Here is a 14646-nt window from a genome sequence, read left to right on the forward strand (position 1 = left end):
CAGCCCCATCCACTCAACAGAAGTCTCGAAACTGAGTCTTCAACAAAAGGGAGCTAAGGGAATAGCGGAAAAGGAGAAGGGTTCCTTAATGAAGGAACCCTTTTTGTGTTAGTTATCTTGTTTTGCTTTTTTGGATTTGCGCGCTTTTTGGGCTTCTTGTTTGTGAGCTTCGTTAGCTGCTGCGCTGCCGAATTCCTGAGAAAATTCAGTATCGGCTTTTTTCGGGTCAAATCCCTTTTTGTTCTTTTGCTCAGCATCGTGTTTCTTTGTTCTTTTCGCCATGATTGTTCACCTCCGTCTCCTTTTTATTATGAAACGGAATTGTATTTCTCATGTAAGGAAGTGGTGAAATTCATCTAGAAACGATAAGAAATCCAATGTATAATAAGTGAAGTTGAAAAAATAGATGGAAGAAGCGTGTGTGCCTTCTTCCATCTATTTTTTCGTTGTATGTTGATCGGAAAGGAGGAGGACAGGTATGGATTTTTTTGAGCGGATGGAACAAGAGACGGGTGTCCTTTTGAACGATGTTCAGCAACAGGCGGTGGTGCACACGGACGGGCCGTTGCTTTTGCTTGCGTCACCGGGTTCAGGGAAAACGACGACACTGAATATGAAGATCGGTTATTTGATCCTCGAGAAAAACGTTGACCCTGACCGAATCATGGCGGTCACGTTCAGTAAAGCGTCAGCACGGGATATGTCAGAACGTTTCGATCGTTTCTTTTCCGGTCTGACGAATGAAAAGGTCCACTTTTCCACCATCCACAGTTTCGCCTACAAAGTGGTCCGTGAATCATTACGGAAGAATGGTCAACACTTCCAGCTGATTGAAGGAAATATAAGTGATGAAGAATTGAAAAAAGGCTGGGACGGGCCAGAGGTTCCTCTTCATAAGAAGTTTATTTTGAAAAAGTTATATGAAGATGCGAATGGTGTGCAGATGACGGATGATGAGATGGACGAGCTGATGAGGTACATCAGTTTTGTGAAGAACCGTATGATTGAAGGGAAAGAGCTCGACCGGGTGCCTTGTCAGGTGAAACAGGCATCGTCCATCTACCAATCGTATGAAGCATTTAAGAAAAAGGATCCGTTTAAATTGTTGCTTGATTTTGATGATATGCTCACGTATTGCCATGAAATCTTATTGGACGATGCAGCAATCCTATCCAAGTATCAGCAGCAGTTTGAATACATTTTGACAGATGAAAGTCAGGATAACTCGCTGGTTCAGCATGAAATCGTTGAATTGTTGGCAAAACCACAGAACAACCTTTGTGTCGTAGCGGATGATGATCAGTCGATTTTCATGTGGCGCGGTTCGGATGTCGACAAACTCTTGGACTTTGAAGAAACGTATCCGAACGGAACCGTTTTGACGATGTCCCAGAATTACCGCTCATCACAGGACATTGTGAAGGTATCCAACCAGTTCATCAAACGCAATAAAAAGCGGTATGCAAAAGAAATGTTCACTGAAAATGAGGCGCACACTCCAATCGAGATCAAAAACTTGAGCAACTATGAAAAGCAGTTGAAGTATCTCACGGAACAACTGAAAAATAGAGGACCGGGAGAAGAAGTGGCTGTTCTCTACCGCAACAACGCATCGGCTGTACCGATCGCTGATCAGCTCGATAAATCCGGCATTGATTTTTATATGAAAGACATCGATCCGAAGTTTTTCAAACACTGGGTCGTAGAGGATATCCTGAACTTTATGCGGTTCTCCTACAATGATCGCCGTGTCGATATTCTCGAGCGGATTCATACTAAGTTCAATGCTTATATTTCGAAAAAACAGATTTTCTTTTTGAAAAAGAAAAATAGCCAAGCGTCCGTTTTCGATCGGCTTTTGGAAAGGGACCTGCCTGACTATCAATCGAAGAACATCAAAAAGGCAAAAAAGCTGTTCAAAGACATCAACGAAATGGAGCCCGCCCAAGCGATCCGCACGATCAGGGAAAAGCTTGGTTACGATCATGCGCTCCAAAAGATGTCCGATAAATTCGGCTTCAATGCCGAACACCTGATGAACATTTTAAACACCCTTGAAAAAATTGCCGAGGGATTAGGCTCACTGAAAGGTTTCGCAGATCGTTTAAAGGAGTTGGAGAAGCTTCTTCAAACATCTAAGTACAATAAAAACAAAAGTGCTCTTACGCTGACAACGTTCCATAGTGCTAAAGGTCTTGAATATGACAAAGTGTACATGATCGACCTCGTTAATGGCGTCATTCCGTCGAAGGATGATATGGAAACGTATCGAAATAAGGAAGCTGGACCAATGGAGGAAGCCGTCCGTCTTTTCTATGTTGGAATGACACGCGCAAGGACAAACCTTGAGTTGTTGACGTACAACTACAAAGGCAGTGAACGCGTGACAGAATCGATTTTTTTGATGAATGTGAGGAGGATTCTTCAGCCGGAAGGAGAGAAGCTGAGAAAACGGAAGCGTCAAGCTCCTGATTTATCAGATGAAAACCTGCTCCAAATGGATGAGGTGGAGATTGGAAAACCCATCATTCATCGGAAGTTCGGTCCCGGTGTCATCAAGGAATATGATACCGACCAGATCGGCATCCAATTTGTAGAAGCAGGTTACAAAGAACTGTTGTTAGAGGTTTGTTTAGACAATGGATTGTTGAGTAAGAGTACAGAAGGTATGAAACGTTAATAGAACCCACCCAGAAGGTGCCAGGTCCATAGGATCGAGGCATCTTTTTTTAACATTTTATCAGGAACTTAATTGGAAACTTTCTTTCTTTAACCGTCACATTAACATTCTTTTACACCTCTTTCACCTCTGCTTATCGTTCACTTAATAAAAAAACTATAACATAGATCATAGAAGTTAAATCTTTTCCCGAAGTGATGAAAAATGTGCCCCACTCGCGGAAACTAGTCCCTCTTACCCGGTCGGTATTTTGCATGAACGTTCGTAGTCGGGATGGCGCGTTTCTATTGTTCAGAAGAAGAAAATCTAATCCTTCACTTGAACGCAAAGGAGATGAAGTCTGATGATCCGAAAGCTTAGCATCACCTTCATAACACTGGGACTCTTGATGGTTTTATGGAACGGTTACCAATGGTGGATGCAAAGTCAGGTCGTTTCCTATGACCCAGAATTACAGACGGAGCTGCGCCAAAGCTATTCGGTTTCTAAAAATCCAGGTGACTCTTCCTACACCGTGGACCATGTTTCTGCTGAAACGTATGAAACCGGTGAAGGGATGGAAGAGTTGACGATTCCGAAACTTGGGAAAAAGTACCCTGTGTATTACGGTTCTGATCCAGACACGTTAGAAAAAGGAATCGGAATGTATGATACGTCGTTTACGACATCTCCATCCGAAGGTGGCCACACCGCACTCGCCGGTCACAGGGAGACGACTTTCGTAGGGCTTGATGGTTTAGTGGAAGGGGATTTTATCTACTTGACGGAAAACAACATCGAGTATGAATACCAAATCAATAAAATCTGGGTCACGGACGCGGAAGATACATCGGTCCTTGTCCCCAAATCATCTCCTACGTTGACATTGACCACCTGTTATCCGTTCGACTTTATCGGTTCTGCACCTGAGCGTTTTATCGTACAAGCAGATTTAGTGAAGCAGCAAGAGATAAAATAATGACAGACCTCTCCTTTTGTGAAGAAAGGAGGGGTTTTTTAGTTTGTTATGTGTGAGGAAAAAGAGATTGGTGCGTGAATCCTCTCCTTAAAATTAAAGTATGCTTTGAAATCAACCGAAGTTTTAATGCCATCCTGGTCATACTCTTTAATCAAACGGATATGTATTAGTAAAAAGGAAGGGGGCATATGTACTAGGTTGAAAAACTATTTTGAAATGAGGGTGGAAGGTGGATCAAGAATCAAAAACGAAAACTTCAGGCAGTGAGGAAGAGAAAAAATCTTCTACAGGGTTAGAGGAAAATGTCGGAGGTCTGCTTGCCTACTTGCTCGGCTTTATCAGCGGCATCGTTTTCCTTCTCATTGAAAAGGAAAATGAGTTCATTCGTTTTCATGCCATGCAGTCCGTAATCTTATTTGGTTTCTTTTTTGTTTTTGGATTTGTTGTCAATTTCATTCCGATTATCGGACTTTTTGTCAGCTTATTGATGGCTCCAGTTTCTTTGGTGTTATGGATTTTGTTGATGGTAAAAGCGTATCAGGGGGAGAGGTATCATTTACCGGTGACGGGAAAAATGGCGGAAGAGCAACTTGCGAAGATGTCAAAGTAACTGTAAGGGTTTAAATTTTGGGAAAACGCATTTTTTCTTTTTGTTAACACAAAAGACCATCCCTATGTTGTATCCACACATAGAGATGGTCTTTTCTTATTTATTCTATTTCAATGATCCATTTAGCCTCGATATCAGTCATCATATCTGTGTAGTACACTTCATATGGTCCTTTGCCGCTAACTCCATAAAAGGCTTGTCCGGAAGTGTTTTTTCCAGGCTTTAATTCAGTCATTAGAGTATCTAAAGGGTAAGTTTCCATTTGAGTTCCTTCTTCGTCATAGACGTCAAAATCTCCACCACTAAAGAAAAGGGACTCATCGTTTGAATTTTGTACTTTCAGATCAATTTGTAGCACTTCTTCTGGTTGTTTGTCTGTCATGTCATTTCGTTCATCTGTATAAGAAGCTTCTTTAAGTGTAATCACTGTTCCGTTTACATCCACTTTTTCACCCATATCGAATGTTCCCAGACTGCTAGATGTTTGCCCTTCTTCAAAATCAATGGGTTCGTCATTGTTCATTACTTTAAATCCGGATAAATCCTCGACAATAATGGTTGGTTCTTCATCATTGTAAAAGTCAGAGTGTTTGTACATCTCTCTCAAATAAGCGTCTAGAATTGGTGCCAACATGGCATTTTCCATTGTTTCACCGTCTGAATTGTTTAGTGTGAGAATGATTGTTTGTTCATCAGACATCTTGGCCTCACTGAGTGTAATTTCACCTTCTTCATTTGGTTCAGTTAATGTGACCAGTAGCTTTTTGAATTGGGCCTCCGAGAGGTCTACTTGTTCCCAGTCTTCTTCTGTCATACCTTCCGCGCCTTTTTCTTCCAACACTTCTAAACCTGTGCCTTCTTCTTTAGTTGTTTGGTCTTTTTCTTCCTTGGTTTCGTTTTCTTTAGGTTCATCGACTGTTTTTGCTTCTTCATCCGAAGCGCAAGCAGCCAATGTAGTAATAGTCAAAACGAAAATGAAAGATAATAGTTTCTTCATTGTAATACTACTCCCCTCATAAATATATAAGTATAAGTGTGAATAATTGCTAGTATCTTTGACCTGATAACAAAAACATACTGATTATACTCTGATACATATTGTAACATTTTTGTTACAAACATAAAGGTATTGTTATATATTTAGTTTATTTTACCGGTTAGAGTGATGGTAAATAATGAATGAACACCCAATATTCTAAGTAGTAGTGATTAAAGCTGTGTATAAACTTTATTTTCGTTAATGAAAAGGATTAAATATAAAGAATGTTGAAATATGGAATAGATAGATGTATGGCTTTAGTTAATCAATGAAAGCATTGAAATTTCCAAACCAGGACAGCTATTTCATACTTTTATCAGTATCGAAGAAGTATTAAGAGAATCAGAGAAGTGAGGTCATACGGATGGCGATTACTTATAAACAATGCCCCAGGTGTCATTCGAAAAAGGTAGCCACCATTTTATATGGGGAACCAACCTATGAAGCTTACCAACAAGCAGAAGAAGGAAAGGTCGTGCTGGGCGGTTGCTGTGTTCTGTTTGATGGACCTGAATATTCTTGTAACGATTGCGGATATCGTTGGAATAAACGTGAAGCCATAGAGGCAGCTTATGCCCGTATAAAAGGAATCAACTTTTCCATAGGAGGGTTCTTTGAAGGGGAGTTTTTCGTTGAAGTCAACTTCGAAACAAGAGATATGAAATGGGGGCACCGGAATGTGGGGGGAGAAAAGGTTAATGTTAAGCAATTGAGGAAAACCTCCGTCGATCGTATCATCGCTGAAATCCAAGCGGTGAATCTACTGAACTGGAAATCTCGTTATTCTAGTGAATTTCCAATTATGGATGGAACGCACTGGAGTTTAGAATTGCTCAGGGATGGAAGGAGTATCGTAAAGTCAGGAGATAATGGTTTTCCTGATGAATGGGATCCATTCTATGAGATTATGGAAAGATATGCAAGGTAGGTCTTTAGAAAGGGGAATGAAAGATGCAAAAGTTGAACATGAATCCCATTGAGAAATTTCTTCAACAAAATTCTGTCATGGTTCTGGATGGTGCTTTAGCGACAGAACTTGAAGCTTATGGCTGTGACTTGGACGATCCGTTATGGTCAGCGAAAGTGCTGCTGGAAAATCCGAAGGCCATCAAGGAAGTACATAAAGAATATTTCAAAGCGGGAGCGGATTGTGCCATTACCGCCAGTTACCAGGCGACGATTCCCGGCTTTGCGGAACGGGGCTTTTCCGAAGAGCAATCGTTATCGTTGATGAAGAAAACGGTTGAGCTTGCCAGGAGCGCCAGAGATGAATATTGGGAAGAAGGTTCTTCTGGGAACAATGTGAAACCGTTAGTGGCCGCTTCGATCGGTCCATATGGCGCTTATCTTGCAGACGGATCAGAATACAAGGGGAATTATGGGGTGACCGATCAACAGTTGGTTGATTTTCATCGTCCCAGAATGAAGGCGTTGGTGGAGGCGGGAGCAGATCTCCTAGCAATGGAAACGATCCCTTCTTTTCAAGAGGCGAGAGTATTGGCTACATTATTATTAGAGTTTCCGGAGACGTATGCCTGGATGTCGTTTACATTAAAAAATGGAAAAGAAATCAGCGACGGTACGGCTCTTCGAACGTGTGCTGAAGAGCTGAATGATAGCAACCAAGTCGCTTCAGTCGGGGTGAACTGTGCACCAATGGAAATAGCGGCAGAGGCGGTGGCGGTCCTGAAAAAATATACAGACAAGCCATTGCTTATGTATCCGAACTCCGGCGAAACGTATGACCCAGACTCGAACACGTGGTATGGGGAAGGTTCTTCAGTCTATTTTGATGATGCATCCCAACAATGGGTTGAAAGAGGTGCTTCGCTCATCGGCGGGTGCTGCCGGACGACTCCCCAACACATTCGCGTGTTGGCAGAAAAGTGGAAAATGAAAAGATAGAAACAAAAAGAAGGGCTTATTTGAGCCCTTCTTTTTGTTTCTATTGAATATGGCGGTTAAAGAATTCTAGTACTTTCCTGTACACGAGAATTTCGTTTTCTTTCTTGGAAAAACCATGTCCTTCATCCTCCAGGACAATGTATTCCACGTCTCTTCCTTTCTCTTTTAAAGCTTCAACGACTTGATCGGATTCCGCTTTGACTACGCGAGGGTCCTTTGCGCCCTGAATGACGAGCATCGGCTTCGTCATCGTATCAAGGTAGTTGATCGGAGAGTCTTCGTCGAGCTTTTCTTTATCTTTTTCAGGGTCACCGACCAACTGGGCCATGGCTGGCTTCCAGTGTTCAGGTACGGAGTTGATGAAACTGAACAGGTTGCAGGGGCCGAAGATATCGACGACCGCTTTGAAATAGTCCGGATGTCTGCCATGAAGCAGGAGAGACATATAGCCTCCGTAGCTGCCGCCCATCAATAGTATGCTATCTTTCGTTGCGTACCCTTCATCGATCAACCAGTCGAGACCGGCGACGTTATCGAGCCTAGGAGCATGTCCCCAGTCGCCCTCAATCATTTTTTCAAATGCCTGTCCATATCCTGTCGAGCCCCGGAAGTTCGGAGCGAAAAGACTGTATCCTTCATGGACGAGAAACAGGAAGAGAGAGCGGAAGGAAGCGCGTTCCGCAGCTTGTGGGCCTCCGTGAGGCCAAAAAATCATATGGCCATTATCTTTTTCAGGCTTTGGACGGTACAATAAAGCTTCTATTTCTAAGCCGTCAAAAGATTCATAGGTGACATAATCAGGTGATGTCAAATACTCCTTATTCACGCCTGGGACGCCGTATTTCGTTAACGATTCCCAACCTCCTCCTCTCTGTTTGTACAGATTAGCAGGTACCGTCGCAGAGTCACCGCGAAGGTACACCGTTCCAGAATCAGCAATGACTAATTGATCGATGACACTGACGGGAGACTCCAGATTTTCGAGTTGCTTCTCGCCCAGCTTATAACGGTAAAGCTGATCACGTACACCTTTTTCACTGATGATATAAAGGGAATCGGTCGTTTGATCATACTTCATTTGCTTTAAATCTTCCGCCTCTGCGTGCACGACTTTTTCAAAAGACTTCGTTTCAAGGTTGAAGCGCGCGAGGTAGGAAAAGTCACTTTCGTAATTGGTGAGCAAGTAGATTTCCTGTTCGGAAACGAAAATCGCTTCGGATACCGTGTGCTGAGGCTCAGGTGAAGGGGTAAGAAGAAGGTCTTCCTCTCCTGTTTTTACATAATACAACTGGTATGTATTCGAAAAAGCCTTCATATAGAGGAAGCTCTTTTCCTCCGGGCTCTTGTCGACCAGAACCGTCATCCCACCTTCACCGTGAACGATGACTTCTTCCTCTTCAGTTTCCAAGTTAAAGCGATAGCCTTTCATGTACGTTTCGTCATCCTTTGTTGACGTATAGTACAACTGCTTTCCGTCTTTTGATAAAAAGGGGTAGATGTGGCGGGCACCATCTTTTTTACGTACAGGTTGGAGAGGGCCTCCTTCAGGCGGTATGGCATAAATTTGTCCATTTTCATCGCCATCTTTATCCACAACAGCAATCATGAATTTCTCTTTAGGTCCGTAGGTGACGTGCTCACAGCTTTGATTGTGGAACGTTAGTGGATAGGGGAAAGTATTCGGAAGATCCATCGCCCATAGATTGTATTTGCCATTCAAATTTGTACTGAAGACAAGCTGAGATTCATCCGCACTTACGGCAAATGTCTCTATTCCATACGTTTGAAAGAATTGTTCAACATCGGGTTGCGGGAATTTTAACATGTACAAAACTCCATTCCTTTTTTTGTCATTTAACAAGTTTCGACATTCCTTTGTTGATTCCTCCTTGTCTCGCATGTGACTGGAGTAATCGACAAAAGAGTGAACCGTTCTCCTCAACACCATATACATAAAACAGCTGCTCAAAGAAAATCAAATAACAATTGACAATGATAATCGTTATCAATTAATATATTTATATACTTACAAAGGGAGTGAAGCCAACCATGGGACATTGTTTATATGTCATTAAACCTTTCCGATATGAAAGGAGAAATGCAGGTTGTGGCTGTCACAAAACGATTCGCTTTGGAATAGGCCAGCGCTTATATGTGTTGAACGATCCTTTTTATATAGAAAGCCACGGGTGGAACGTCAGCGTCCAGAGAGAAGGGGAAGAGCCTTTCAACATGTCTGCACGTTTTATAGATGAACTTTATCAAAAACGGATGTTGATGACTTGGTTGGATGTAGAGTTGCAAATGAATTACCAAGCATACAAAATTGATCAGGCTCTACATGTTCGAGATGAAGTTTTATTCCAAATGTATACGAAAGCATATAAACAGATGAAACATTTATATACGCATGAAGCTGTATCAGAAGGGAGTAAGTCATGACGAAGATCCTGATTGGCTTTGCCAGTATGTCTGGAAATACAGAGGATATAGCTGACCTTTTAAAGTCTCATTTAGACTGTGACCATGAGGTGGAAATGCGCGAGTTAGAAGACATAGAAGTCTCTTCGCTATTAGAATATGATGGTTTACTTATTGGCTCCTATACATGGAACGATGGGGATTTACCCTATGAAGTAGAGGATTTTTATGATGAGCTGGCTGATGTTGATTTAACAGGCATATCAGCAGCCGTGTTCGGGTCCGGTGATCCCGTGTACCCTCGTTTCTGTGAAGCTGTCCATCTGTTGGAAGATCAATTGAAAGAAGCGGGTGCGGATCTTATTGCAGAAGGGTTGAAAATTGATATGAATCCAGATGCAGAAGAAGACCTGAATGCGTGTTCGCAGTTTGCAGAGAGTGTATCCAACCATTTTCTGAACGTCAAAGCATAGGCATACTCAGTGAACACAAGTATTTGGATTCCACCGTTTCAATAGTCTCTCAAAAAGCCTTTACCATTATAAAACGCAGAGGATAATAGATCTCCTCTGCGTTTTTCTCTTCTTGTTTATGTTTTGACTGTTGTCTTGTTTCCGTAAAGGATGCGTTCGATCATCGCTTTGTCCATAACCAGACGAGACATTCCGTTCTTATTCAGAAGTTCCTGTGTGTTACTGTCGTCAAAAGAAATGTTTTTATTCCAATAAGGACGGAATACGCTCATCGGAGCATTGAATACTTGCTCTTCCTTCGTTAATTCCCCCTCGTAATCGGACGGGACCATCTCGATATTATGAAAATCAAGATTTTCCTTGATCATTTCAAATAACAAACGATTGGTCGGCGGATGAGGATTCGTAATGTGATAGATGGCTTTGGGATGATCCATATTAAGAGCGGCAGTGAGTACATCCACCACATAGTCGACAGGGACGAAGTTTTGACTGGTCTCACCTGTACATAAGAACTTAAACGTTTGGTCCTGCAGCTCCTTTTTCCGTTCTGTTCGTTTCTTAAGAATTTCAAGGCCGCGAATGACTCCATATAATGCGAAACTCGTGTCTGCTTCTCCAGTTTTCGAATCTCCGATAATAATGGAGGGACGGAAAATTTTGATATTTAACGTATGATCGTAGCCTAGAACAAGGTGTTCGGCGTGACATTTGCTTTCTTCATAAGCATTCACAAACGTCTGCTCCTTTTCGTGTAACTGCTCTGAAGCCTGACGTTTCATTCCAAGCGTGTATGCTGTGCTTACATAATAAAAGTTTGCAGCATGAATGTCCTGCGCAAGATGAAGCACATTCTCTGTACCGTCCACATTGACTTTGAAGGTTTTATCACGTTCATTTTCATCAAAAGAAAGGAAGGCAGCGCTGTGATAAACCGTGTCAATCTGGTCTCGCAAACGAAGGAGTTGCTCTTCACTGACTCCAGCGTTTTTAAGAGACAGGTCGCCTTCGATGACGTGGAGCTTTCCCTTGGCATCTGCAGGAATGTCCTCCTTAAGGTTTTCCGCTTTACGCAGACTTCTTACTAGGGCATAGACGTTATGGTTGTCGTTCAGCAATTTCAATGCTAGTTGTTTTCCTAAAAAGCCTGTAGCTCCTGTAATCAAAATGTTCATGTTAGCTCCTCCGATGTTTCATTCATGTGTCTATATAACAGCTGTGTTGTTCATAATAGAATGAAAGATTTCCAAATCTATAACATTGTCCAGCTCTAGCTATCATTCGTAGTGGATACAAGGATAACATATAGCGAACGGAATGTTGTGAAAAAAGTATGAGAAAACATTGGAAGCAGCCCATTGATCATGATCTCTCGAGCAGTCTCTGAGCATAGGCATCTGACATGTTAGAATGGACAGAGAATACGAGTGTCCTTGGAGGTACCATTTATGAATAAAAGCCAGTTGTTAAAGAACTTGAAGGAAAGCCAAAAGCGTGAAAAGGAAAGACAACGAATGCAGGAACAGAAATTTTGGAATCATCCCTCTGATCTCGATGATCTTGAGGGTGTATTGGAACAACGGACGAAAACAGAACTGGATGAGATAAGAAAGAATTTCGGCTTTAAAGGGTTAAGTTCGCTGAATAAAGCAGATTTAATCGCCCACTTTAAGGAACTGCTTCCCGTACATTTGCACCGGACTCTATCCTATATGAATGAAGGAGGCTATGAACTGGTAAAAAAGCTTGCTGCAGGGGAAGCGCATGTCAGTGGAAAAGACGTTCCTTTTTCTACTGCGAGAAAAATGGTCGAGCGCGGCTGGGTGTTTCCTGCGAGAAATGATGGAAAACGGGTATGGGTGTTTCCGAAAGAATTAAGATCGGCGTTCCGTGAAGCAGACGGGCAAAAGCTTCAGCAGCAAGTCCGTGAAAATACAGAGTGGATTCGTTTGACCAAAGGCATGCTCCATTATTATGGGTATATCACAGACGGGGCGGTTATTTCAGCGTTGGAGCGACTTAGCGGAAGGGAAGTAGACATCCAGCGTTATTTTGAAGTGATGCGGCTTTGTTCTTATTATGAAGTGAGTACTATTTCTGGAGGATTTTTCCACGCTGGTCTAGATTTCGAAGAAAAGAAAGAGCTCATGACCCAGCACGAATCTCGGCCTGAAATTCCCTATTATCCTTTTTCAAAGGAACAGTTACTAAGAGCAGGGGCGACGGATCCGTCGGAAGCCATGCAGCCTTTTATGGAGCTGATTCGAAACTCTTATGATCTAGATGAGGAGGAAATCCTCGATCAGGCGTATATGTTTGGAGAGCTTCTGAAAGAAGGGGTGGACATCAATGAACTGTTGGAAGAATTCCAGGAAGCGTTTGAAATCCCTAATCGCCAGGTGATGCAGCAAGTAGCGGACACTTTCGTCTACGCCAACAACCATACCCGGATGTGGATGTTGAAAGGTCACAAACCAGTTGAGCTCTCTCGTCATAAGCAGGCTTCCTCGGAAGTAGAAACCAGTGAGAAGGTCGTCCCTTTTAAACAAGAGAGAAAGATCGGACGAAACGAACCTTGTCCCTGTGGCAGTGGCAAAAAATATAAGAAATGTTGTGGATCGCTAAAGTAGCCCATTGTGCGAAGAGGAGGATAAACAGTGACAGTCAAACTGAGGAAGGTTGCTGATGAGTTAGAGATGATCATGGAAGAATATATGGCATTTTTTGATCGGGAAACGTATGAAGTCGTTCGTTTTCCTCCAGGAATGTATGATGATGCCGAAATGGGCGAGCCTTATGAGGCGCGGATAGATTGGCTGGAGGAGGACTGGGAGATCGCGAAAATGGTCGTCCAAAATAAAGAGAGATTCGTGGAACTGCCTTCTAAGTGGGATATTCATGACTACGAAATCATCGAGAGTTTCTCTTATTCTATTAAAGACGAACAAGTCAGGACACAGGTGCTGAATGCCATCCGTGGACGTGGTGCTTTCCGCCGCTTCCGGAAGCATGTAGAATATCACGGCTTGTTGGAGGATTGGTACAAGTATAAGTCAGATTGGTATGCGGAGATCGCAAGGGAATGGTGCGAAGAAAATGACATTCCTTATGAAGAATAGGCAATGAAGAGTCAGTCTTCCCTCAGGGAGCTGATTCTTTTTTTCTTGCAAAGGAGGTGGGAGGTCCTAGTTCGGAATGTATACATATTGGAGATCCAGATAAAAACGGTTAGTCACTTTTGTTCATTTTGTCTGCTCAAGCAGGTTTTTGCTGAAGGAATGAAGTATTTGGTAAATAACCTATAAATTGGGAGGCATTTGATGAAAAAGAAATTATTGACGGTAGCTGTAACAGGTGCACTTTTGACAACAGGTGGATTGATTCCGGGAAGTGGAACCGTTCTGGCTGGAGACAACGGAGCGAATGGACCGAACTACAATGGAAATGAAACCATCAAAAATGAACGCCTGCATTCTTATGAAGAGATGGCTGATTTCTTACATAAGCTTGATCAGCGTTCAGAAGCACTTGAGCTTGAAGTCTATGGGCAGTCCGTAAAAGGAAGAGATTTATATTTAGCGAAGATTGGCGCCATGGATGAAGACAAGCCGACCGTCCTGTTTCTCACCCAGCAGCATGGGAATGAAACGCTGACGACAGAAGGCGCATTGCAAGTCATCAAACATTTGACTTCGAATGGGAAGAACGTGAAAAACATTCTTGAAAACGTGAATGTTCTCATTGCTCCAAGGTTGAATGTAGATGGAGCGGAAGGGGATGTGAACTTCTCTTTGGATGATTACGTGTCAGGAACGCACACACGCTATAATGCGAACGGGGTAGACTTGAACCGTGACCACGTCGATCGCGAGCAGCCTGAAACGAAGGCGTTGCATGAAGAAGTGCTGCAAAAATACAGTCCTGATTATATGATCGACTTGCATCACCAGGGAACACAGGTGACGCTTGGGGATACAGGTGAGCTGGTATCTGGTTCTATTTTATATCCGACAAATTCAGAGGTGGATCCAGAGGTTCGTGAACAGTCGAAGAAATTGGGAGCTGTCGTCTACAACGCCGTTGAATCCAAAGGTTATGGTCTTCTTTCCAAATATCCTGGTGGAACGGCACAGACGATCAGCCGTAATGGACTGGCTGCTGAATATGGCATCTCCACCCTATTATTTGAAATGAGAGGAATGGCCGACCATTATCGTGAAGATTATGTCCTTGGCCAGAAGAGTAATGGATATTTGATCCAGCAAGCGGTGACAGCCATGACAGCTACACTGGAGGCTCTGGCGGATGGTTCGCTTGAATCTGCTGATCCTTCGTTCTGGGATACATTACCTGAGAGTAACTACGATGGAGAATAATGTAAGGGGGACTTCCTTTTTAGGGAGTTCCTTTTTTATATCCTGCTTCCTAAGAGCGCAATTCTGACTTCCAGCGCGCGACTCAGCATTCCAGCGCGCGACTCAGCATTCCAACGCGCGACCCAGCATTCCAGCGCGCGACTCAGTCCTCCAACGCGCGACCCAGCATTCCAGCGCGCGACTC

General features: G+C 42.9%; 14 protein-coding genes. 10 read left to right on the top strand and 4 right to left on the bottom strand.

Annotated features, from left to right (window positions below; genetic code table 11):
* Positions 1-108: 108 nt before the first annotated feature.
* Positions 109-282: a hypothetical protein gene (locus ACJA3J_RS03665; RefSeq protein ID WP_167356014.1), complete on the bottom strand. Its 174-nt coding sequence runs from the start codon at positions 280-282 to the stop codon at positions 109-111.
* Positions 283-478: 196 nt separating this feature from the next.
* On the opposite strand from ACJA3J_RS03665, the gene ACJA3J_RS03670 reads away from it, so the two are divergent.
* The 3 genes from ACJA3J_RS03670 (at position 479) to ACJA3J_RS03680 (ending at position 4248) form a co-directional block, all read left to right on the top strand.
* Positions 479-2680, top strand: a complete 2202-nt coding sequence (locus tag ACJA3J_RS03670) for an ATP-dependent helicase (protein ID WP_406945557.1) — start codon at positions 479-481, stop codon at positions 2678-2680.
* A 343-nt stretch (positions 2681-3023) separates the two neighbouring features.
* Positions 3024-3638 carry a sortase gene (locus ACJA3J_RS03675; protein WP_406945558.1) on the top strand — a complete coding sequence of 205 codons (615 nt, stop codon included), beginning with the start codon at positions 3024-3026 and terminating at the stop codon, positions 3636-3638.
* 229 nt (positions 3639-3867) lie between these two features.
* Entirely contained in the window at positions 3868-4248 is a 381-nt protein-coding gene (locus ACJA3J_RS03680; RefSeq protein WP_406945559.1) for a DUF4870 domain-containing protein, read from the top strand.
* A gap of 100 nt (positions 4249-4348) precedes the next feature.
* On the opposite strand, the gene ACJA3J_RS03685 is transcribed toward ACJA3J_RS03680, so the two are convergent.
* Positions 4349-5245, bottom strand: a complete 897-nt coding sequence (locus ACJA3J_RS03685; protein WP_406945560.1) for a DUF4352 domain-containing protein — start codon at positions 5243-5245, stop codon at positions 4349-4351.
* A gap of 406 nt (positions 5246-5651) precedes the next feature.
* On the opposite strand from ACJA3J_RS03685, the gene ACJA3J_RS03690 reads away from it, so the two are divergent.
* Both ACJA3J_RS03690 and mmuM read left to right on the top strand, forming a co-directional pair.
* A complete protein-coding gene (locus ACJA3J_RS03690; protein WP_406945561.1) occupies positions 5652-6215 on the top strand; it encodes a hypothetical protein in 564 nt (187 codons plus the stop codon).
* 38 nt (positions 6216-6253) lie between these two features.
* Positions 6254-7192, top strand: coding sequence for a homocysteine S-methyltransferase (mmuM, locus tag ACJA3J_RS03695; protein WP_406946266.1), 939 nt, complete (start codon positions 6254-6256; stop codon positions 7190-7192).
* Between the two features lie 40 nt (positions 7193-7232).
* Here the strand turns inward: mmuM and ACJA3J_RS03700 are convergent, their stop codons facing one another.
* Complete coding sequence (locus ACJA3J_RS03700; RefSeq protein WP_406945562.1) at positions 7233-9017, bottom strand: S9 family peptidase; 1785 nt, start codon at positions 9015-9017, stop codon at positions 7233-7235.
* Between the two features lie 224 nt (positions 9018-9241).
* Between ACJA3J_RS03700 and ACJA3J_RS03705 the strand changes: the two genes are divergently transcribed.
* Together ACJA3J_RS03705 and ACJA3J_RS03710 are read left to right on the top strand one after the other, a co-directional pair.
* Entirely contained in the window at positions 9242-9634 is a 393-nt protein-coding gene (locus ACJA3J_RS03705) for a hypothetical protein (RefSeq protein WP_406945563.1), read from the top strand.
* Complete coding sequence (locus ACJA3J_RS03710; protein ID WP_115893122.1) at positions 9631-10086, top strand: flavodoxin; 456 nt, start codon at positions 9631-9633, stop codon at positions 10084-10086. The genes ACJA3J_RS03705 and ACJA3J_RS03710 overlap by 4 nt, the downstream gene beginning before the upstream one ends.
* Before the next feature lie 116 nt (positions 10087-10202).
* Here ACJA3J_RS03710 and ACJA3J_RS03715 read toward each other — a convergent pair whose 3' ends face one another.
* Positions 10203-11261: an SDR family NAD(P)-dependent oxidoreductase gene (locus ACJA3J_RS03715; protein WP_406945564.1), complete on the bottom strand. Its 1059-nt coding sequence runs from the start codon at positions 11259-11261 to the stop codon at positions 10203-10205.
* Positions 11262-11534: 273 nt separating this feature from the next.
* Here ACJA3J_RS03715 and ACJA3J_RS03720 point away from each other — a divergent pair, with 273 nt between their 5' ends.
* The 3 genes from ACJA3J_RS03720 (at position 11535) to ACJA3J_RS03730 (ending at position 14462) form a co-directional block, all read left to right on the top strand.
* Positions 11535-12716: an SEC-C metal-binding domain-containing protein gene (locus ACJA3J_RS03720; protein WP_406945565.1), complete on the top strand. Its 1182-nt coding sequence runs from the start codon at positions 11535-11537 to the stop codon at positions 12714-12716.
* Positions 12717-12743: 27 nt separating this feature from the next.
* Positions 12744-13205, top strand: a complete 462-nt coding sequence (locus ACJA3J_RS03725; protein ID WP_406945566.1) for a UPF0158 family protein — start codon at positions 12744-12746, stop codon at positions 13203-13205.
* Positions 13206-13406: 201 nt separating this feature from the next.
* Entirely contained in the window at positions 13407-14462 is a 1056-nt protein-coding gene (locus ACJA3J_RS03730) for a M14 family metallopeptidase (RefSeq protein ID WP_406945567.1), read from the top strand.
* Positions 14463-14646 lie beyond the last annotated feature (184 nt).

The organism is Halobacillus sp. SY10 (genome assembly GCF_045401165.1).
GTDB lineage: Bacteria > Bacillota > Bacilli > Bacillales > Halobacillaceae > Halobacillus > Halobacillus aidingensis.